The sequence below is a fragment of the Bradyrhizobium sp. USDA 4461 genome (assembly GCF_054055655.1).
This window is the reverse complement of record NZ_JBSRXM010000001.1, coordinates 150895-169784: the sequence shown is the minus strand read 5'-3', so window position 1 is coordinate 169784 and position 18890 is coordinate 150895. Positions and strand designations below refer to the sequence as shown.

Genomic DNA, 18890 nt, shown 5'->3' with positions numbered 1-18890 from the left:
AAAATAGTGGAAAGCATCCGACATATCGATCTAACGTTTGTCCTGATTTTTTGTTCTTGTCGGAGCCCCGTGCGGGTTTGGCTCCAATCTGAGGATCGCACTTGAGGGTCGGTCATCAGCAGAGGAAAGAGAACGAGACGCTATCGGAACCGACCCATGTCGTTCGTCTTGATTCCAGGCCTACCCCGAGACGGAGTTTTGAGCACCGATGGCTCCCCGCAGAAATTCGACGAGATCGACAGTGAGCGCGGGCATTCTGGCTTACCGTGAAGGAGGTCGCGGGCTCGAAGTGCTGCTCGTACATCCTGGCGGTCCGTTCTGGCGCAACAAGGATAGGGGCGCCTGGTCTATCCCAAAGGGCGAAATCGATGCACTGGACGATCCAGAGCAGGTCGCGCGACGCGAGTTTGCCGAGGAACTCGGCCACACTGCCTCGGTTGGTCGGCTGCAAGAACTAGGGGAGGTCCGACAGCAAGGCGGGAAGCGCGTCATGGCATTCGCCGGAGAGTGCCATTTTGACGCGGCGGAGCTCACCAGCAATACCTTCGATATCGAATGGCCGCCCCGAAGCGGACGGCGGCAGAGCTTTCCCGAAGTCGACCGTGCGGAATGGTTCGATATCGAGTCTGCACGCACGAAAATACTTTCCGGGCAGGTCGAGCTTCTCGATCGACTTTTGGCGATCGTGGGTGAGAGCGCTGGGTAATGAGCTTCAGGATTGGAATCATTTCGGACACGCACGGCCTGTTGAGGCCCGAGGCGGAGCGACGCCTAACGGGGGTCGACAACATCGTTCATGCTGGTGATATAGGCCGGCCCGAGATCGTCGACGCGCTTCGCCGGATTGCGCCCGTCACCGCCATCCGTGGAAACGTGGACAGCGGCGCATGGGCCCGCGAATATCCCGACACGAAGCTCGTCCGTCTGGCGGGGAAGGCGATCTATCTCCTGCACGACCTGAAGACGCTGCAGGCCGATCCCGGCGCGGCGATTGATGTGATCGTCTCCGGGCATTCCCACGTACCGAAGATCGAGACGGTCGGCGGCGTTCTCTACCTCAATCCCGGTAGCGCAGGACCGCGGCGATTCAACCTTCCGATCACGCTTGCGACGCTCGAAATCACACCCGAGGGCTTGCGACCGGAAATCCACGATCTTGGAGGCGGCTGAACACGCAGCGGCGAAGGGAGTTCACAGCGGAGGAAGAAGCCGATGAGGGCAATCCGGAAGGACGGCACGGATGGGATCGCCTGGTGATATTTCGCCGCCTTCGGACACAACCGCCATGACGCCAGCCCGGAATGGCGGATTCGGCGTTTCGGCTAGTAATCGGCTTTTCAATCCGGACTTGAAGCGATCGATGAGAATGCAGGGCGTGCGGAGGCCAGTGAGCCGAATGTTCACCGAGGCGCCGATGCGGAATTGTGTATTGAGAGGCAACCTCTCGAGATCGAGCCCGGTCGTCGTGATGTTCTCGCCGAGATCCCCGGGGCCAACGTCAAAGCCCGAGTTTCGCAGTGCCTTGTACAGTTCGCTCGGGATGAGGTGAACCTGCCGCAGGTTTGGTGCCCGGGGGTTTTGGCGCGCCAGATATCGATGCCGGACTAACTGGCCGTAGTGGGCGTCGCCTTCGACGCCTTTTCCCGTCTTCAGAACGATGGAGAGGCAGGGAGTCTTGCTGAACCGATGCTTGGCGTCGATCGCAACAGTGACGACTGATCCTTGTAGAGCAGGGAATTCCAGGAGGTGGTCCATTGATCCGTCGGGCTGGAGGGGGCGTTGTCGCGGCGACGATGCCGCGCGGCATGGAGTTCGCTTTGTTGCTCGCGAGCTGGAGCGATCAGGGACGTTATCCCACCGGCTCGCAGACCTTCGTCGGACGCTGCTTCGGTCATGATTCATCTTTGCTGCGTCGGAGCAGGATTCCTCATCCAGGCGCCGGCCGAAATCCACCCTCGTACATAATGGGCAAATGCGCAAATGCGTTCCGTTTGCCGGTTCGGACCGAAGGGATCGCTATTTACGTGAACGTTCTCGCTCGCGCACGACATCCTTCGCCCGCTTGTCGGACCTGAGCCCGAGATAGACGGGCTGGCGGAGCTCGCCTTTGCTGGTCCACTCCGCGAATTTGACCTCGGCGACCAGCGAAGGCCTGACCCATGTCGTGGCGGCCTCGTCCTTCACTTTGGCAGGAAAGGGTGACTTCGGGGCCGTCAGTTTCACGAGCCTGGCATGGAGGTCTTCCAGGACCTTGTGGCTGAAGCCAGTGCCGACATGTCCGATGTAGCGCCATGCGTCGCCTTCCCGCACGGCAAGGACCAGGGCGCCGAAGAACGGCCTGGTGCGCCTGGGCGCCGTGAAGCCGGCGATCACCACTTCCTGCCGCTTTGCCGTCTTGATCTTCAGCCAATCGGGGGTCCGGCTGCCGGACGCATACCCGCTGTTGGCGCGCTTTGCCATGATGCCTTCAAGGCCCTTCCGGTCGGCCTCGGCGAAGAATTTTGTGCCGTTGCCTTTACGGTGAGCGCTAAAGGCGATCAGCTTGTTGCGCGGCAGAATTGCCTTCAACCGCTTCTTGCGCTCGAGGAGCGGGTGGTTGCGCAAGTCCGCTCCGTTCTCAAACATGAGATCGAAGGCGCAGTACAGCAACTTCGCCTCATGCCGCAGCGCGTTTTGAAGCAGCTGGAAATGCGAAACGCCGTCCTTACCGAGCGCGACAAGCTCGCCATCGATGACGGCGTCGCCCTTCACGCCCTCCAGCGCTTTGGCGACCTCAATATAGCTGCGGCTGATGATCTTGCCGTTGCGGCTGTAGAGCGCAACCTTGCCTTTCCGGATTTCCGCGATCATCCGGAAGCCGTCGTACTTGTCCTCGAATACCCAGCCGGGGTCATCGAACGGCGCGTCGGTGAGCGTGGCGAGCATCGGCTGCAGGCGCTTGGGCAGGGTCGACGTCCGGCTCATTCGAGGCCAATCCTTAAGAGCAGGTTGCGAAATGCATGGACGTCCTTCAAGGATTAGGGAACGTTTCGGGGCAGCGTCGTGTTCCGAAAGCATCGTGGCTTGCGAGACCTCGAGGATTGACCGGGCGAGGGCGGATCAGACCGATGGCCAGAAAACTGAAAACCTACCAGACCTCTCTCGGCTTCTTCGATCTGGCGATCGCCGCTCCCTCCATGAAAGCGGCCCTCGAAGCCTGGGGCGCCGACAGCAATCTCTTCCATCAGGGCGCGGCGAAGGAAAGCGGCGATCCGGACGTCATCGAGGCTGCCATGGCTGCGCCGGGCGTCGTTCTGAAGAGACCCGTCGGTTCCAACGGGCCATTCAGGGAGCATGCCGAGTTACCTACTGACCTTGCCAGCGGCAGTTTAAAGAAGACGGGCCGCCGTCAACCGCGGAAGCCTTCTAGGCGGACCCAGGACGATGCGGCCGATCGGAAGGCTGCACTTGCTTTCGAGAAGGAGCAGCAGCGGCGGGAGCGCGAACGTGCCAAGGAAGAGGCCGACCGGCAGAAGGAGCGCGAGCGACGGCAGCACGCCGTCGACAGGGCGCAAGGTGTCTTCGACGCGGCCCGTCGCAAGCACGAAGGAAAGGCCGCTGACATCCAACGACAGTTCGAGGTTCTTGAGGAAAGTGCGAGGGACGAGGAAGCGCGTTGGGAAAGGGAGAAGGCCCGCTTGGAAGCCGCATTACGACGGGCACGAGGTTGAATCTCGAAGCGAGCATCTCGAGACTAGGCCTGATTGGCCGCCCAGATCGGAAATCGCCAATCCAAACTGCCAGATCTTCAGCTTAACCGTTGCTGTCTTCCCGCAAGATGCGCTCAAGATCATCCTCGAAGATATTCTGCGTTGCTTCGAAGAGAGCCAGGAGCTTCAGAGCTTCCTCGGTATTTGCACCGCGCTTGCGGATCACCATTTTTCTGCCTTTCGACGATCTGACGTCCTCCGGCAACATGGCGGCGGGGAGGATGAAACGTTCGGACTCATGAGACATTGGTGGCTCAAGGCGGCAGCGCGATCGGTCTCTCAGCCACCGGTGGGCGCGGCAAGTGCCTTTGCCGTGATGACTGGATCATATGCCGCGTCAAGAGTTCGGATACTGGCCAATTCAAGCTAGATCACTGAGATTGGCATCGCCCGGGGTGCTCGGATTCAGCGATCGCTTGTAAACTATCGGTGGGAAACCGCCCGTGCTGCGGCCTGATTGACCTTTGCGCGGTCCCGCCTGTCCTCCGGCGACAGCTCCATCAACGCTCGATGGAGCTCCGCGGGGATCGTCAGAGGACTATCAAGCGGCTTCTCCACCCACGGCCAGAAGCGGTCAAAGGCGTCCATTACAGATCCTCCCGGAGCCCCCTGAAGAAGGGGTGGCGGACTTTCCCCTCCGCCGATTTCGCGCGGTACTCTATCTCGGCCAGCAGCTTGGGCTCGACCCAGATTCCTTTGTGGGCAATCCGCTTTGCATAAGGCTGCGTCTCGCGGATCAGCGGCATCAGACGCTTCTGAAGGTCGGTAGCTGACGCCTTGTTGAACCCATGGTCCACCTTCCCGGCATAGACCAGATCGTCGCCCTTGCGCCGGCCGACATAAAGCCCGTCCCACTTCGTCCCATCGAGTGCGAAGCCGGCAATGGTCAGCGTCTCACGCTGCACGCAGGTTTTTTTGACCCAGTCATTTGTGCGTCCCTTCGGGTAGGCGCTGTCTCGGACCTTCGAGACGACGCCTTCGAGGCCGAGCTTGCAGGCATGTACAAACATCTCGCGCCCCTCTATCTCGAAGCTTTCGCTGAATTGGATGTCGGTGCCGCCTACAATCTTCTTGAGTTCGGCCTTTCGCTGAAAAAGCGGTAGCTTCCGGATGTCGCGGCCGTTCAGATAGAGCAGATCGAATGCTACGAGCACGATGGTCTTCGATTTGCCCTTGAGCTCGTTCTGCAGGACCGAGAAGTCGGTCGTGCCGTCGGCAGCCGGTACCACGATCTCGCCGTCGACCACCGCCGAGTTCGCCTTGATGCGCCAGGCGTCGTGAGCGACCTTCTTGAAGCGATGCGTCCAATCGTGGCCGCGCCGGGTAAAGATCTTCGCCGTTTCGTTGCCCACATGGACCTGAACACGGTAACCATCGAACTTGATTTCGTGAATCCAGCGCTCTCCGGACGGCACCTTCTCGATCAAGGTGGCCAGGGCCGGTTCGATGAAGCCGGGCAGCGGCGCCTTGGCGCCGATAGCCGCCGGCTTTTTACGCTGAAACGCCACTGAAGAACTCCACGCTACAGCCGATTCAAATTGGCACAGTTCGAATCGTTCCGGAACCTCGGAATCCCTGTCGCGTTGCGTCGATGTACGACAGGAGACAGCCATGGCAGTAGCGAAGAAGAGCAAGACAGCGCGCGGACGAAAGCAGGACCGAGCGCGGGTGGCCGGCGGGCAGGACTATGAAGTGCGGTACGAGGCGAAGAAGACTGGAAAGTCGGCGCTGGCGGTGAAAAAGGCCGTCAAGAAGGTCGGCAACGCGCGCAAGCGCGTGGAGAAACGGCTAGGCCGCTGAGCACGAGACGGGTCGGCGTGGTTGCTTAGCGCCGGTCCTCCTCGCCAGAAGGGCATTCCGGGCAGGTATCACCGATCCCGTCCAGCACGTCGCGAACCGCGGCGTCCGCCGCATCAGAGGAGAGGGCTGTTGGCGGGTCTCGACGTGCGATATCGAGGGCCCGCTCTCGCGCATGCGGGTCGGCGCGGTCCTTCATCCAACCGTGCTCCTCACACTCTCGGATAGCACCCGCTTCCTGGAGCACGTTGATGGCCCATCCGCGCAGCGTACGTATCGGCGGCCTTCGTTCACTCGTCGTCAGCATCGAAATGGCTCCCGATACGACGAATCGTTGTGTCCGCAATTCGTTCCCTTCCTACCACAACGGGATTCTCAACGGCGGAGCTCAAACTGCAGAGTTCCATGCCCGGCCGCGGCGAACTGTTCTCTCTCAGTGGGGAGCCGGCTGAAGGCCCGACATTTGCGAAGGGACGACGCCAGGCGGGTAAGAAGAGTTGAAGAGGTGATCTCCGTGGATTCCGGATTTTTAATCTATCATGCGCAGACAATAGCGCCCGGCGGAGCCCAGATTCTCTGAATTACATCTTCGTGGTTTTCCGCTTGGGCGCGTGCGGCAATGACCGCAGCGGGCTCTTGTGCACCGAGCCGCGTAGCGTCTCGGCCATCCCGGCTGCGATCCCTCGCGCAACTATAGATGTATCACGTATAGATATATAATGTGTCGCTCGCCGGAGGCACTCGCCCGCGGGCCCCGCCGTCATTGCATGCCGGCGTCGCTATCGCTGTCCCGCGCTCGGGTGCCTTGTTGACCGGTCTCGCGACCGCAGTCGCCTCGGTGCCCGCGGGCATTGCATGCCCGCGTCGCTATCACTGCCCTGTCGTCGGCTGCCCTTTGATCTTATCACTCCTGGCTTGATTTCACTTCTTTCGGGTTGCGCAGCGCTCTCATCGTCGAGGCTATGGGGCGCTGCCCCTCGCGCGCGCCAGGGTGAAGCGCCGGCTTATGCCGGCGCCGACCCGAGCGGTCTCCCCGGTCTTCCGCGCTGTTTTCATTCTGCCGACCTTGGACGACGTGGCATGCGCTTGTGCAGACCCGCTTCTCGCGAAGCGGCCCTTCGGGCGGGTGATACCCCTCCGCCCGGGTCGCCCTGGCACTTGCTACCCCCGGTCTCGCCGACGGGCAGGGGCGCAGGCGCGTGGTGCGCCTTGCACCCATGTAAGCAAAAGGAAGAATGATCATGTCGGCCAAATCAATTGGAATACCTGATGGAACTGAGGTTCGCATTCCGCTCGGCAAGCTCAAGAAGTCTCCGAAGAATGCGCGCAAGACGCCGCACAGCGAGGCGGCGATCGAGGCTTTGGCGGCGAGCATCGCCGCCAAAGGCATCCTGCAGAATCTGGTCGTCGAGCCGGAGGTCGATGACGAGGGGGCAGCCACTGGGTTCTTCTGCGTGACCATCGGGGAGGGCAGGCGGCTGGCCCAGCTGCTGCGGGTCAAGCGCAAGGAGATCAAGAAGAACGAGCCGATCCGCTGCGTCATCGATACCGCGAACGACCCCCACGAAATCAGCCTGGACGAAAACGTCACCCGGGAGAGGATGCATCCGGCCGACGAGTTCGAGGCGTTCAGGAAGCTCGCGGACGAGCGCGGGCTCGGTGCGGAGGAGATCGCGGCCCGCTTCGGCGTCACCGCGCATGTGGTGCGGCAACGCCTGCGGCTCGGCGCGGTGTCGCCCAAATTGGTGCAGCTCTATCGCGACGGCGATCTGACCCTTGAGCAGCTGATGGCGTTTGCCATCACGGATGATCATGCCCGGCAGGAGGCCGTCCATGAGCGCCTGCCCTTCGACCCCGATGCTGCCACCATCCGGCGTCTGCTCACCGAAACCCATGTCGCGGCCACGGATCGGCGGGCGCGTTTCGTCGGGCTCGAGGCTTATATGGAGGCGGGCGGCACGGTGTTGCGCGACCTCTTTACCGAGGATCGTGGCGGCTATCTGGAGGACGTCTCGCTGCTCGATTTGCTGGTGACCGCAAGGCTCGGCCGCGAGGCGGATAGCCTGCGGGCAGCCGAGGGATGGCGATGGACAGAAGCCCATCTCGACTTCCCGCATGCCCACGGCATGCGCCGGGTCTACCCGCATCCGGTCGAGCTGTCGGCGGAGGATCAGGCCGCTCTTCTGGCAGTCCAGAACGAGTTCGACCGGCTGACCGAGCAGCATCAGACGGCCGAGGAACTGCCGGACGACGTGGACGCACGGTTCGGTGAACTGGAGTCCGAGATCGTGCGGCTGGAGGCGAAACAACAGGCCTACGATGCCGCCGACGTCGCGCGCGGCGGCGCCTTTGTGGTCCTCAATCACGACGGCACGGTGCGGGTCGAGCGGGGTTTTATTCGCCCGGAGGACGAAAAGCCCGGGGCCGAAACCGACCCCGAGAGTGGCGCCGAGGCGCGGGATGAAGAGGACGGAGGAGGCGAGGAGGGCGCGCCGGATGACGAAGACGACGAGGGCGCGAGCGACGAGGACGACGAGGATCAGAAGCTGTCCGACGCTCTCATTCGCGACCTGACCGCGCACCGAACCTTGGGGCTGCGCCTCAATTTGAGCGAGCAGCCTGACGTCGCCATCGTGGCGGTCACCCATGCACTTGCCGCCCAAATCTTCTATGTCGGCGCGGCCGCGCATGTGGCCGGCATCCAGCCGGTGAAGACCGATCTGGCCGCTCATGCGGACGGGATCGAGGACACACCCGCCGGCAAGCTGTGGTCGGATCGCCATGCCAATTGGGCACGGCAGATGCCCAAGGACGTCGCCGGACTGTGGGAGTTCGTGGCCGAGCTCGACCACGACAGCCGCATGGCGCTGTTCGCGTATTGCGTCGCGCTCACGGTCAATGCGGTCAAATTGCCGTTCGACCGGAGGCCGCGTGCGCTGGCGGCGGGCCGCCGTCTGGCCGAGGCCGTGGCCCTCGACATGACCGCCTACTGGCACCCGACGGTGCGCAGTTATCTTGGCCGCGTCACCAAGGCGAACATCCTGGAAGCTGTCCGCGAAGGCGTCGGCGGGGAGGCGGCGGAGCGCCTCTCGGACATGAAAAAGGCCGACATGGCGCAGTCCGCCGAGCAGCTGCTGGCCGCAACTGACTGGCTGCCGTCGCTGCTGCGAACGGCCGTGCCGCAGGGGCAAGCCGACGTGCAAAGCAAGGTGGAGGGCTCTGAACCGCATCCGCAAGCAGCTGAGTGAAACCCTCGCCGGGGCCGCGTGGGCGGCCCCGGCGTGATCAAAATTTTCGGCCGCGCACCTGACGGCGCGCGGCCGGTTCACCGGTGCAAAGCGGCAATTTCCACGCAAGCCCTCCTTCCGATCGACGGCACGATTCAGCAGATCGACGTAGATTACTGCAGCCAAGTGGCTGTACCGCGTACCCGTCGACCTTCACCAGCGAGGCGCAGACCGGTGCCGGAAAACTCAGATCGTGCCTTCACCGTGCCTGTCGAGAGCGCATTAGGGCGGACAATAGCTCTGGCGGTGTGACCGGTTTTCCATGCGAACATCTGGCGGGTTCCCATGCGCTAATCCGGCTGAGTCTTCACTGGCATTGATGTGCGGATATCGCCTTGATCGAGCCGGTGTAGCCGTTACCAAAGCGGTGTAGCCGGCCGTCGCCACGGAAATCTCCTTCAGTTTCCGTCATGGGGCTCGGGTCCAACGCAGTCACGATTGGGCTGATCAGGCCCGGGGGACGGCAAGCGCCTCGATCGCCTTCCCGCAACAGCTCACGCCTGCTTTTTTCCCCTGCCGCGAAGTGGCGGCATTCCTCGCGGAAAGACAAAAAAGCAGGCTTTCGCCGTCCTCCGCTGGCGCTGCGGGCCTAAAGGCTGCGGGCCGATCGCTCCCCGGGCAAGGGATCGCCATCGAGGCTGCGATGGACGCGGCCCGAGCAAACAGACGGAGATAATCATGGCGACCATCGGCACTTTCACCGCTTCCGACAACGGCTACACCGGCTCGATCAAGACGCTGACGCTCAACATCAAGGCCAAGCTCGTCGCATCCGAAAAGGACAACGACAAGGCTCCCGACTACCGGATCTTCGCAGGTTCGACCGAGTTCGGCGCCGCCTGGAAGAAGACCGTCCGCGACAGCGATCGCGAATATCTCTCGGTCAAGCTCGACGATCCGAGCTTCCCGGCCCCGATCTACGCCTCGCTGGTGAAGGTCGAAGGCGAGCGAGGACGGATTCAGCCTGATCTGGTCGCGCCGCAGCGGCGACTGATCGGCCGCAACCATCGGCCCCGCCTCCTCGGAGGCGGGGCTTTCTTGCGTGCTTGCGCTGCTTTGGCAGGAGGCTGAAGCGCATTTTGCTATCGGAAAAGAGGGCTTCGTCGCGAGCAAAAATGCGATCGATTCGACGGATTTTTGCGCGGTACTTCGAGTTCAACGGACGGAATTTCACGTCGGATCTGGTTCGATTTTCGACGTCCGCAGGTGGCATTTCGTCGGCTTCCAGGTGCGCCGACGCACCGTTGCGGCGGCGAAATTGTGCCGTTGAAGAGCGTGCAAACCCGCACGGCGCACCGGGATTCGCGCGGTCGGCGATGTTGCGTGACGTCGATGCAATTGCCTCGTCGCGGCATAGAGAGGAAGCGTGAGCGGGGTGAACGTGAAGAATAGGAGAGCGCAAGATAAAAGTACTATCGCCAAAAGGCGGCTAAGTGGTTGTCTGCACATCCAAGAGCTAGCGCTGTTACGGTCCGCGATGTCGCCAGAGCCAGGCCAAGGCCAAGACGCGTCTTGGTGATTGCGTCCGCGGCCGCGAGCGTGTGGCCACGCGCCACGAGGGGACCACCTAGCAGTCGATGGTGAATTTGGACGGAAGCTTGGGCTGTTGAACGAAGGGCTATTAGTGCAGTCAGCAGTGTTCGACATCTTTACTGTGAGCGTCGAATGAAGGTGTGCCGAAGTGGAGCGTCGGAACATGAGCATGTTTCGCAGGCATGTGTCGCTCTTTGGCTGGCGACACCAGAGTCACGATATCAATGTTCGCTATCTCCATCACGACGCCGTCAGGCGTTGGGCTCGCCGGCGAGGACACGGCGGCGCGCCGTTAGTTCCACATCATCATTGTCCTGATGCCTCATCTCATGGGCATGCGCTGCAGCATCATGCTATATGGGAGGGACCAGGAAGGGCCTCACCGCGACACTGTCGCCAGACGGTTGGCGAGTCGGCGCCTGTCGGCGCTTAGCAGTCCGGCATGAAGATGCTTCGCGCGCCGATTTGTGTCGCGAAAGGCCAGCGCTCTGGCTAACGTCACACTAGCGGAAAATCGGCATCGGCCGGTGATCGCCAAAGAGCCTTCGGCCGAACACAATAGCGGAGCCTCGCTGGGCGCTCTCACGCCTCATTTGCTCAACGTTCGAACGACGCGATCGCGCGTTGCACCGCACGAGCTGAATCTTGAAGCCTATTCAGGAGCGTTCTCAGCTCCGCTTGTGTCGTTTCTTCCAGACGCAGGTTGTCGCCAGCCAGGAACTCCTGGATTAGGTGGTCAATGGAAACCGTCTTGACGACTGACGTGCAAGCGGTTGCCTCTCCAGCGACGGAGGACGCAATTCTACCGTCGCCTGCCAAAGCTATTTCCACGGACACGTTAGCGAGGACCGCGTGTTCGATCAGCCCGAGAGGGATCTCCAGTGAAGCCACAACTCTCCCGGTCGACACGTCGAGATAGCCGACGTTCGAGATTTCTCGCCCACATTTGACGAAGGGACTGAGGCTCAGCTCAACCGGACTTGCGGACATAGGTCGCCCAATTTCATGGAAGGAGGGAAGGATATCCATTTTATGACTCATAGTCTATGGGCTAGACAGCACAGATTCTCTTGCTGTCCTGCATGCGCTTGCAGGATCGAGTCGGTCTCAACGTTCAAGAATTACGTCGGGCAAGAAAGCTCAGCCAAGAAGAGCTCGCGAGCTTGTCCGAGGTCCATCAGACGTATTTGAGCGGGGTCGAAAGCGGCAAAAGAAATCCATCGCTCTTGGTGATTGAGCGGATAGCCAAGGCTCTAAGGGTCGATCCGGAGGAGTTGGTTCGCCGACGGTGACTAGCAAGCGTCCTACTAGTTACGAAAGTTGTAAAGCGCCCGCACGATGGTGCCACGAGGGCGACAATTTCGCTTCGTGCGACAGGGCCAATTTCGATAGTCACTGTTGGGCCGGGCTCCGGCGTCATAAACTTGGGGTGGAGGTTCGAGTCCTTCCCCCCGCTGCCGCGTATGCCCAACTGTAATAGGGGCCTCCGGAAAGAGTCCTTCGCCAACCGGTGCGGCCATCTCCCTTGATCTCGACCGCGGAGCCTTCCCAAGGCCTTTCGGGTGGACGATGACATTGTGCGCAAGCGACTGCCCCTTTCAGTCTTCTAGTCTAAGCGTGCGCCGGCTCCCAAACGGACTGTTCGACGATGCGCAGATGGAATACGTCGATCGTCTGCCACTCCTTATAGAGCCCGATAGGTCTAGGTTGACCACTCTTGTAAGAAGGGAGGGTCTTTCGAAACTGGCTCCGGGTTCGGTCGGCTAACAGACAGTCTCGTTGGAACAGGTAGCGTAACGGTGCTGGGCCATCCGAGCCCGCAAGGCATCAACTCCGGATCGGGCCTGTCTGGTTCGACAGCATGGCACGGCGCTTTCCGTTTCCGGCAGTATCTCAAGAGCGTCAACGCGGACGATGGAGAGCAGCCCGACAATGATCTTCGCCAGCTTGAATACAAGAAGAACCAATATGCGCCGCTCGGCGAAGGCATAGTATTGCGCTACCAAAAAGGCTTGTTTCTTCCAAGAAGCTGGTGTTTCCAGTCTTGATAAGGCCGCCCGCATGGCCAAAGCGGAATACGTGTTTGCGGCACTGCTACGCCGGTTCGAGGCCGAGGGGCGTAACGTCAGTGACAAGGCCAGCGCCAGGAATTACGCGCCGACCGCGTTCGCCGGCGAGCAGGAAGCCAAGGAGATTCGGGTCAAAAAACCAGATCTCGAACAGGCCATGCGCGATGCCCTTAAAGCCGGCAGGATTCGTGTCGAGAGCTATGGCAGGCCGTCTCGCCCAAACTCCAGGCTCGTTTTGACCGGCGCGCAGTCAGCGGCGTCGCAAGGCGGCAATCGCGAGGCAAAACCGGTTCTTCAATGACTAAGTCCGCTATTTGCCGGAAGTTGGGCCCTAGGTCATCGGGAAGCCCGGCGTGTTCTCACACATGGTATTTTACCACGATGAGGGTTGTCGGATTTAAGACGGGAAGGGCTGTAGCTGCGATCCTCACGTGAAGTTCTATGCAGAGCCGAGCCGAAGCTGAGGCCAAGGCCCGGACGAGGCACGCACGGGCACGCGTGCATGCGTGCCACGTGTGCATCTATAGGCCTGGGATGTGGCACGCACGGGGATGCACGCTTCTTGCGCAGGCCCCGCAACCCGCTCGAGGCAAGGCGCCGGGGCGCACCGCCTAGCTTCTTCCGGCACGCGTCTCGGCCGGTAACCCGCACGGGGTGCTTTGCTTCAGTGCGCCGAACTGGACCTTAGGGGCTTGGCCCATCCGCGCGTGCGCGTGTCTCCGATCAGGCGGCGGCTTCGGATCGGCACCTAGCCCAAGGTGCGCATGACGGCGGCAACGCGGCGTCCTCGGGCAGTCGTTGCATTGACCTGGAGCAGATCCATGATGGCGTGGGTCGAAATGGACTCTACGTTTTTCAGCTCGGGCTCAAGCTGCGTGCACCAGGGCTCATCGTACCCTGCCGCAGCCTCGATCCGCACCTTGGCCTCGTTCATCCTGCTGCCAAAGCCCATTCTATTCCTCTTGGCCGGTCTCAAATCGCGAACGGTGGAGCCCGCGGCCCGTCCCCCGCATCGTCCTCGGACCCAACTCGAACAGGTAGCGCTTACCTTTACGAGGGCCGCTGGCAGTGGTCGCGCCGAGGGCGGGCGGCCCTCAAATCTGAGGCGCGGAGGTTGAGTCCCGTGTGACTACGGTACCACCCTTAGCCGCTGGGGGATGAGCCCAAGCTGGGTGTATCAAGTTGGGGCAAACAATCCGACGCGAGGATTGCCAGATGAACGAGCGCGAAATCGACATTGCATGTGCCGTGTACGACGCCGTAGTCGTGGCATCCTTTGGCTTGCTCGCCTTCGGCACATGTTTTCTTATGTCAACGTGACGCGCGTCCGCCCTTGTTTGTCCTGGCTGGGGAGGGCGAAGAGACCCCCACATGCGCTGCGCCCTCGAGGGCCGCGAGCGCCAGGACGCGATTGCCAGGAATCCCCCTCGCGATGGATGGCTGGTCTACTTCAGGCGTCTGCGGCGGCGGCCTCGAAAGGGGCGCGGTATCCCGGCGCCAAGCGCGAGATCATGCTGACATCGACCGCATAGGACTTTGCGATCGACGCCAGGCTCTCACCGGCAGCCCGACGCTTCACCGCTTCCTCGCGCTGGCAATCGGACAGTTTTCGCTTGCGGCCAAACTTGACCTTGTTTGCCATGGCGCGTTTGCGGCCTTCACCAGTGCGCTCGGCGATCAGTGCGCGCTCGAATTGCGCGATAGCAGCCAGCTTGGTCGCGGGCAGCTGGCCTTGCGCTGATGAGGTCTCGAACAGCGGATCTCCGAGACTGCGGAAGACCGCGCCGGCCTTGCCGATACACTCGATCAGGTCGAGCAGTTCGCGGGTCGAGCGGCCGAGCCGGTCCAGCTTGGTGACCAGGACCACGTCGCCGGCCTTCATAGCGGCCATAAGCTTCGCCGGTTGGGGGCGATCGGCGCGGGCGCCAGCTGGTCTTCTCGCGATAGATGGTATCGGCACCGGCGGCCTTGAGGGCCTCCAGCTGACCGGTCAGGTGCGGGTCCTTGGTCGAGACGCGAGCGTAACCGAGGGTCGCCATTTTCGTCTCCGATTTCGCAAGTAACTTTCCCAAAGTATGAGCCGCCGATTTTGCTTGTTCAGCTATTTCTTGCGAAACTTAGGAGTTTTGCAAATAGGACCGTGGCGCTTGATGCCCATGGTGGCCCGAGCGGCTTTGCAGCCATGGGCCCAATGACACCAGTCTTTCCGAGACTAGCTTGGCCCGTAAGTTGCTCGCTCATCCGAGCCAGGATTTTGCCGCTACCCTCCCGGGGCTGGACCGACGCCGCCCGCAGTTGATTTCAAGCGGGCGGCGTTGCTGTGTAGTCCATGAGTTCGCTGACCGGCCTAGCCGGTGCTGGGGACGCGGGAGGGGGTGATAGAAGCGCGTCCTCGGCGGTGTCGGACATCACCATCTGCTCCGCCGCGCGCCACGCGGCGGCTTTGGTTAGTCCGACTGCGACGACGTCGTCGTTGAGGGGGACGGCATAGGTCCCGTCGCGAGTGCGAATGATGTCGATGGTGGTCATGGGGTGCGTAAACGCGCGCGCTGGCGGCGGGTTCCCGCACCCGCCCGGCACCTGCGAGCCGGACAAGCGTTGGTCCGGTCGGCCAGGAACGAAAGCACAGCAGCACAGTTGCAGCCTCAAAAGCGCGCACCGCACTTGGTCAACTGGCCGCGCTGGTCCCGTTGTTGGCCATGTCAGCTCTTGGCCGCGACGGGCCCCCCGGGTTGCAGGCATACTCGAGTCGGAAAATAAACGTAGGTCGGCGGATCTGTGGCGCGCCCGGCGGCAAAAAATTTCAGCGGACGGATGCGTATGTGGGGGAGATGCGTATGTTGGGAGTGACTAGCTTGCGGCAAGCCATAGAGAAACTGGGTCCCTACCAATCACTCACGCTGTTAGCCGTACCGGTCTGTCTGGTTGAGCCTTTGAAGCTCATCGCTCTAGCGGTGGCGGGTGAAGGCCACTGGATCAGCGGCACAGCGATGATCATCGCAGCGTATGCCGCCAGTCTACTCATTGTGGAACGACTGTTCGCGGTGGTGAAGCCAAAGCTGCTGAAGCTTCACTGGTTTGCGAAGCTATGGGCTTGGTTCGTTGTCATACGAGACAAGCTCGCCCGTGCGTTTCGGAGCACGTCGGGTTCGTGACGCGCGTATGACCACGTCGAGCACTTGTGAGGAAAGAGCTCTTAGCATCCTCCGGGAATTGCAAGCTGCCGAGGAGGCACAACGCGCGGTGCTGAACGCGCTCAGCGGGCATCGCTACTACGCCGGCTGACGCACGCGAGCGCGTGCAAGATCCAAAATTTTTTCTCCTGCGCTTCGAGATTTAAACGACGGCCCCACGCCGCGCCAGGCTTCACGCGTTGGCGCTCGATGGACCCCCTAGGTCCCCCATGTCCACGGCAGCCCCGTCGCGCGCCGCTTAACGTGTCCCAAAAATATCTAGGGCCCCGAAACCGAATTTGTAAACGAAGCCGCAAGGTGGCGGCGAACGGGCCGTGAGAGTCAGCGTGGACCCAGAGCGGACCTACTTGCCGTTCTTGATACGTACTGGCGTCATGGTTTGTCCCCATGCACGGGGCGGTGCTGGCCTGTTTCCATCCCCAGTGGCCTGCTTTGAAATTTCGAGTGGCCTAGTTTGGACTTAACCCTGCGGCAACCAAGGGTTAGCCGGTGTTCTCAGTAGGACTACCAGAGACCCTATTCACGGTTCTGGGCATATCAAATTCCATAGGTCGCTATCCGTTCTTATCAATCAGCGCACGCAATTGGCCCAGATCAACGGGCGCATCGGCAATGTTCCGAAACATGCCGGGCATGACCCGGGACCGCGCCATCACGATTGCCGCATTCGCCTCAATTACGTTTGCTGTGCTGGCCCTCATTGCCCTCTTTGCGACCTAAGGCGCTGATGGCACAAACTGCACTTTCCACGGAAAAGTTCCGCGATTAACTTATCATAAGCGCAGTGACTATCGGGGATGTGCCATGGCCGAAATATTCGTCCGAGTAGGCATCGTCGCGCTGGGCGTTTGCCCTATCGCAATTGCCGCTCTGGCGTTGCTTGTTTGAGAACCTGGCCCGCACGCACCAAACGGGCCGGTAGCTGGCCCCAGCAACGAGCCTTCCCCTACAAGGCCCCCATGTTGCTGGGGCCACTCAAACGCGGAGGCCGCCTAAGGTCGCGCGGCTTCTTAAAAGCGAATCGCAAGCCGTGAAGACACTCGCAGAAGCCGAAGCCTTGCTAACGGCAATTGAACGCGATCTTGACGAAGTCAAATCGAGACGACTGCGCCAGCTAGTGCGGGAGGCCGTCGAGGAGTATCGGAAGCAAATCCGGCATCTACGCAAACGCTATCACTGAGGCCGCCTCATTTGACGGCGTCTTTCATTCAGCTCAGTGCAATCTTGAGATCGCAGGAAGCGCGCTTGTCGCGTCCGCCTCCGGCGGGCCGAGTAGAGCCCACACGGCTACGGCCAAAACAAGCGCGCTGAAGAACGTCCACGATGCCAAACGCATTACGGCATCATCGTCATAGTCGCCAGATCGGCATTGGTGAAGCTTGGCCCGCCCGATGCAAGATAGATTGTGGCGAGCATCAATACTGAAAACGCTGCGTAGCCAAAAACAATCAGGCCGTCATAACTGCGAACAGAAGACGGCATGGTGTGCAAGATCGCCATGACCAATTTCCTATTCAGAATTGCGCTTCGTTGCGCGCCGTCATCCTAGGCCTGATCTGAGATAGCGCTGTGAAGCAATTCACAGCACTCGCGCACAAATTTCCGTCATTCTCGTTGGCCGCCTCTAGATATGGACGTCCAGATTTCCCACGCGCGCCCCGTAGCAGCTCCTTGCTTGGAAGACTGCAATCCGGCTCTCGCGGGGTAAACGACCAAAGTAAAGCGGACCGCAATGGGCGGCTTTTGAGCCCTTAGCGAACGTCTCCGCCGGGTGGCGCGTCATGAAATCCGATGGAACAATTCAGAGAAGCTATCTCCGCCAATGGCGCCTCCTGATCAGGGAGTACGAGGCTGTTAAATCTGGAAACTCCACGGCATTCACCAAGGTGCGAGACTTCTACGCGCATCATGGCACTGGTTCGCAAACCTTTCGAAAGTACTACAACCGCTATGCTGCTAGCGGGCTCACAAGTGATTTGCTGCCGCGACGGCGAGGTCCGAAACTGCGCGTTAAGTCAGAAGCCGAGGTTGTCGCTGCAAGAGACGCAGTATTCAAAGTCCTTCATTCTCCGCCGTCCGATTTCGGCTTCAATCGGTCGACGTGGAAGCGCGATGATCTGCAGCAAGCACTAAAGACAGCCGGGGTGCTCCTGAGCAGGCGGAACATCAATTCCATCATCCGTGCTGCTGGTTATCGATGGCTAAAGGCAAAGCAGGTCCTAACAAGTAAAGACCCTGAGTACCGAAAAAAACTAGACAACGTGCAATCTATTCTGCGGGACTTACGGGCCGATGAGGGCTTCTTCTCGGTCGACGAGTTCGGACCAGTCGCAGTTCTAAAGCGCGGCGGGCGGAGCCTTGTTGCTCCAGGCGTGAATGTTTCGGTACCTCAATGGCAGAAATCCAAGGGAACGTTGATAATCACCGCAGCCCTAGAGCTTTCGACAAACCAAGTGACACACTTCTATTCAGAGAGGAAGAACACCGCGGAGATAATCAAGCTGCTGGATCAATTGCTAGCTTGCAATCGCCACCTGTCGCGACTCTATCTGTCTTGGGACGCGGCTTCGCGGCACATGTCCAAACAACTCGCGCGTCGGATCGCATCAAACAACGTGATGGCAGAGGTCACTGGCGCCACCCGGGTAGAGACCGCGCCATTGCCCGCAGGCGCGCAATTCTTAAACGTCATCGAGGCAGTGTTCAGCGGAATGGCACGAGCAATTCTTCACAACAGCGACTATCCATCTGTTGACGAGGCTAAGCGAGCAATCGACAGGTATTTCGCTGAACGTAACCAATACTTCCAGGAGCATCCGAAAAGGGCGGGCAATAAGATTTGGGGCAGCGAGCGGGAAATGTCCACATTTTCGGAGAGTAGCAACCACAAGGACCCGCGATACAGATGATCTTGAGAAAGATCTGCTGTTCGCCCGAGGCTGACCTCAGCCCAGAGCGCGGCGATGTCCGCCCCCGAGGGGGGATCCGACTAAGGGCATACTGGCTGCCGGGAACAGCCTTTGACCCGTTGCGGAAGTTCAAGGGCGATGAAGTCGTGCTATGACATGCGCTCCAAATATCAGGAGGGCCTCATGCGTAAAGTTGCGTGCTTCGCGCCATTTGGACTTCTTCTTGTTTGCTGTCAGCCAGCTCTCGGTCAACTGGTGACCATTCCTGGCGGGGTGTGTCGCCCGTATACCGAACGGACGCAGGAAGTGGGGTGCTGGATACTCGCGAATGATACGGTGGGTGAGCTGACTG

Annotated in this window: 21 protein-coding genes and 1 pseudogene; 12 read left to right on the top strand and 10 right to left on the bottom strand. The window is 60.7% G+C overall.

Annotated features, from left to right (window positions below; genetic code table 11):
* Nucleotides 1-208 precede the first annotated feature (208 nt).
* Together ACVINW_RS00830 and ACVINW_RS00825 are read left to right on the top strand one after the other, a co-directional pair.
* Nucleotides 209-706 carry an NUDIX domain-containing protein gene (locus ACVINW_RS00830; protein ID WP_456749557.1) on the top strand — a complete coding sequence of 166 codons (498 nt, stop codon included), beginning with the start codon at nt 209-211 and terminating at the stop codon, nt 704-706.
* Entirely contained in the window at nt 706-1170 is a 465-nt protein-coding gene (locus ACVINW_RS00825) for a metallophosphoesterase family protein (protein WP_456749556.1), read from the top strand. Before ACVINW_RS00830 ends, ACVINW_RS00825 begins: the two co-directional genes overlap by 1 nt.
* 21 nt (nt 1171-1191) lie before the next feature.
* Here the strand turns inward: ACVINW_RS00825 and ACVINW_RS00820 are convergent, their stop codons facing one another.
* Both ACVINW_RS00820 and ligD (ACVINW_RS00815) read right to left on the bottom strand, forming a co-directional pair.
* Nucleotides 1192-1755 carry an MOSC domain-containing protein gene (locus ACVINW_RS00820; RefSeq protein ID WP_456749555.1) on the bottom strand — a complete coding sequence of 188 codons (564 nt, stop codon included), beginning with the start codon at nt 1753-1755 and terminating at the stop codon, nt 1192-1194.
* 261 nt (nt 1756-2016) lie between these two features.
* Nucleotides 2017-2964, bottom strand: a complete 948-nt coding sequence (ligD, locus tag ACVINW_RS00815; RefSeq protein WP_456749554.1) for a non-homologous end-joining DNA ligase — start codon at nt 2962-2964, stop codon at nt 2017-2019.
* A 143-nt stretch (nt 2965-3107) separates the two neighbouring features.
* Here ligD (ACVINW_RS00815) and ACVINW_RS00810 point away from each other — a divergent pair, with 143 nt between their 5' ends.
* A complete protein-coding gene (locus ACVINW_RS00810; RefSeq protein WP_456706889.1) occupies nt 3108-3710 on the top strand; it encodes a cell envelope biogenesis protein TolA in 603 nt (200 codons plus the stop codon).
* Between the two features lie 82 nt (nt 3711-3792).
* Here the strand turns inward: ACVINW_RS00810 and ACVINW_RS00805 are convergent, their stop codons facing one another.
* Together ACVINW_RS00805 and ligD (ACVINW_RS00800) are read right to left on the bottom strand one after the other, a co-directional pair.
* On the bottom strand, nt 3793-3996 hold the full coding sequence (locus ACVINW_RS00805) for a hypothetical protein (RefSeq protein WP_456749553.1): 204 nt from the start codon (nt 3994-3996) through the stop codon (nt 3793-3795).
* Between the two features lie 340 nt (nt 3997-4336).
* Nucleotides 4337-5257, bottom strand: coding sequence for a non-homologous end-joining DNA ligase (ligD, locus tag ACVINW_RS00800; RefSeq protein WP_456706887.1), 921 nt, complete (start codon nt 5255-5257; stop codon nt 4337-4339).
* Nucleotides 5258-5360: 103 nt separating this feature from the next.
* Here ligD (ACVINW_RS00800) and ACVINW_RS00795 point away from each other — a divergent pair, with 103 nt between their 5' ends.
* Entirely contained in the window at nt 5361-5549 is a 189-nt protein-coding gene (locus tag ACVINW_RS00795) for a DUF3606 domain-containing protein (RefSeq protein WP_456706886.1), read from the top strand.
* A 25-nt stretch (nt 5550-5574) separates the two neighbouring features.
* On the opposite strand, the gene ACVINW_RS00790 is transcribed toward ACVINW_RS00795, so the two are convergent.
* Nucleotides 5575-5853, bottom strand: coding sequence for a hypothetical protein (locus tag ACVINW_RS00790; protein ID WP_456749552.1), 279 nt, complete (start codon nt 5851-5853; stop codon nt 5575-5577).
* 928 nt (nt 5854-6781) lie between these two features.
* Between ACVINW_RS00790 and ACVINW_RS00785 the strand changes: the two genes are divergently transcribed.
* The 3 genes and pseudogenes from ACVINW_RS00785 (at nt 6782) to ACVINW_RS00775 (ending at nt 10103) form a co-directional block, all read left to right on the top strand.
* Nucleotides 6782-8794 (top strand): ParB/RepB/Spo0J family partition protein, encoded by a 2013-nt coding sequence (locus ACVINW_RS00785; protein WP_456749551.1) that lies wholly within the window; start codon nt 6782-6784, stop codon nt 8792-8794.
* A 717-nt stretch (nt 8795-9511) separates the two neighbouring features.
* A pseudogene (locus ACVINW_RS00780) lies at nt 9512-9827 on the top strand (DUF736 domain-containing protein).
* A 48-nt stretch (nt 9828-9875) separates the two neighbouring features.
* The gene (locus tag ACVINW_RS00775; RefSeq protein ID WP_456749550.1) at nt 9876-10103 is read left to right on the top strand and encodes a hypothetical protein; all 228 of its coding nucleotides are present in this window, start codon (nt 9876-9878) and stop codon (nt 10101-10103) included.
* Between the two features lie 860 nt (nt 10104-10963).
* Here the strand turns inward: ACVINW_RS00775 and ACVINW_RS00770 are convergent.
* A complete protein-coding gene (locus ACVINW_RS00770) occupies nt 10964-11395 on the bottom strand; it encodes a hypothetical protein (protein ID WP_456749549.1) in 432 nt (143 codons plus the stop codon).
* A 53-nt stretch (nt 11396-11448) separates the two neighbouring features.
* On the opposite strand from ACVINW_RS00770, the gene ACVINW_RS00765 reads away from it, so the two are divergent.
* The 3 genes from ACVINW_RS00765 (at nt 11449) to ACVINW_RS00755 (ending at nt 12736) form a co-directional block, all read left to right on the top strand.
* On the top strand, nt 11449-11658 hold the full coding sequence (locus ACVINW_RS00765; protein WP_456749548.1) for a helix-turn-helix domain-containing protein: 210 nt from the start codon (nt 11449-11451) through the stop codon (nt 11656-11658).
* Nucleotides 11659-12165: 507 nt separating this feature from the next.
* On the top strand, nt 12166-12414 hold the full coding sequence (locus tag ACVINW_RS00760; RefSeq protein WP_456749547.1) for a hypothetical protein: 249 nt from the start codon (nt 12166-12168) through the stop codon (nt 12412-12414).
* Between the two features lie 13 nt (nt 12415-12427).
* Nucleotides 12428-12736 carry a hypothetical protein gene (locus tag ACVINW_RS00755; protein WP_456749546.1) on the top strand — a complete coding sequence of 103 codons (309 nt, stop codon included), beginning with the start codon at nt 12428-12430 and terminating at the stop codon, nt 12734-12736.
* A gap of 447 nt (nt 12737-13183) precedes the next feature.
* Here ACVINW_RS00755 and ACVINW_RS00750 read toward each other — a convergent pair whose 3' ends face one another.
* From ACVINW_RS00750 to ACVINW_RS00740, 3 genes are all read right to left on the bottom strand, one after another.
* Nucleotides 13184-13387, bottom strand: coding sequence for a hypothetical protein (locus ACVINW_RS00750; RefSeq protein WP_456749545.1), 204 nt, complete (start codon nt 13385-13387; stop codon nt 13184-13186).
* Between the two features lie 498 nt (nt 13388-13885).
* Nucleotides 13886-14395, bottom strand: a complete 510-nt coding sequence (locus ACVINW_RS00745) for a recombinase family protein (RefSeq protein WP_456749544.1) — start codon at nt 14393-14395, stop codon at nt 13886-13888.
* Nucleotides 14396-14736: 341 nt separating this feature from the next.
* Entirely contained in the window at nt 14737-14964 is a 228-nt protein-coding gene (locus ACVINW_RS00740; protein WP_456749543.1) for a hypothetical protein, read from the bottom strand.
* 308 nt (nt 14965-15272) lie between these two features.
* On the opposite strand from ACVINW_RS00740, the gene ACVINW_RS00735 reads away from it, so the two are divergent.
* Complete coding sequence (locus ACVINW_RS00735; RefSeq protein ID WP_456749542.1) at nt 15273-15590, top strand: hypothetical protein; 318 nt, start codon at nt 15273-15275, stop codon at nt 15588-15590.
* A 1374-nt stretch (nt 15591-16964) separates the two neighbouring features.
* Here the strand turns inward: ACVINW_RS00735 and ACVINW_RS00730 are convergent.
* Nucleotides 16965-17129: a hypothetical protein gene (locus ACVINW_RS00730; protein ID WP_456749541.1), complete on the bottom strand. Its 165-nt coding sequence runs from the start codon at nt 17127-17129 to the stop codon at nt 16965-16967.
* A 281-nt stretch (nt 17130-17410) separates the two neighbouring features.
* Here ACVINW_RS00730 and ACVINW_RS00725 point away from each other — a divergent pair, with 281 nt between their 5' ends.
* Entirely contained in the window at nt 17411-18538 is a 1128-nt protein-coding gene (locus ACVINW_RS00725; protein ID WP_456749540.1) for an IS630 family transposase, read from the top strand.
* Nucleotides 18539-18890: the final 352 nt, after the last annotated feature.

Bases quoted from the DNA above. Each gene is read 5' to 3' on its own strand.
- ACVINW_RS00830 (WP_456749557.1), top strand. From the start codon at position 209: ATGGCTCCCCGCAGAAATTCGACGAGATCGACAGTGAGCGCGGGCATT.
- ACVINW_RS00825 (WP_456749556.1), top strand. From the start codon at position 706: ATGAGCTTCAGGATTGGAATCATTTCGGACACGCACGGCCTGTTGAGG.
- ACVINW_RS00820 (WP_456749555.1), bottom strand. From the start codon at position 1,755: ATGGACCACCTCCTGGAATTCCCTGCTCTACAAGGATCAGTCGTCACT.
- ligD (WP_456749554.1), bottom strand. From the start codon at position 2,964: ATGAGCCGGACGTCGACCCTGCCCAAGCGCCTGCAGCCGATGCTCGCC.
- ACVINW_RS00810 (WP_456706889.1), top strand. From the start codon at position 3,108: ATGGCCAGAAAACTGAAAACCTACCAGACCTCTCTCGGCTTCTTCGAT.
- ACVINW_RS00805 (WP_456749553.1), bottom strand. From the start codon at position 3,996: ATGTCTCATGAGTCCGAACGTTTCATCCTCCCCGCCGCCATGTTGCCG.
- ACVINW_RS00795 (WP_456706886.1), top strand. From the start codon at position 5,361: ATGGCAGTAGCGAAGAAGAGCAAGACAGCGCGCGGACGAAAGCAGGAC.
- ACVINW_RS00790 (WP_456749552.1), bottom strand. From the start codon at position 5,853: ATGCTGACGACGAGTGAACGAAGGCCGCCGATACGTACGCTGCGCGGA.
- ACVINW_RS00785 (WP_456749551.1), top strand. From the start codon at position 6,782: ATGATCATGTCGGCCAAATCAATTGGAATACCTGATGGAACTGAGGTT.
- ACVINW_RS00770 (WP_456749549.1), bottom strand. From the start codon at position 11,395: ATGGATATCCTTCCCTCCTTCCATGAAATTGGGCGACCTATGTCCGCA.
- ACVINW_RS00765 (WP_456749548.1), top strand. From the start codon at position 11,449: ATGCGCTTGCAGGATCGAGTCGGTCTCAACGTTCAAGAATTACGTCGG.
- ACVINW_RS00755 (WP_456749546.1), top strand. From the start codon at position 12,428: ATGGCCAAAGCGGAATACGTGTTTGCGGCACTGCTACGCCGGTTCGAG.
- ACVINW_RS00750 (WP_456749545.1), bottom strand. From the start codon at position 13,387: ATGGGCTTTGGCAGCAGGATGAACGAGGCCAAGGTGCGGATCGAGGCT.
- ACVINW_RS00740 (WP_456749543.1), bottom strand. From the start codon at position 14,964: ATGACCACCATCGACATCATTCGCACTCGCGACGGGACCTATGCCGTC.
- ACVINW_RS00735 (WP_456749542.1), top strand. From the start codon at position 15,273: ATGTTGGGAGTGACTAGCTTGCGGCAAGCCATAGAGAAACTGGGTCCC.
- ACVINW_RS00730 (WP_456749541.1), bottom strand. From the start codon at position 17,129: ATGGCGATCTTGCACACCATGCCGTCTTCTGTTCGCAGTTATGACGGC.
- ACVINW_RS00725 (WP_456749540.1), top strand. From the start codon at position 17,411: ATGAAATCCGATGGAACAATTCAGAGAAGCTATCTCCGCCAATGGCGC.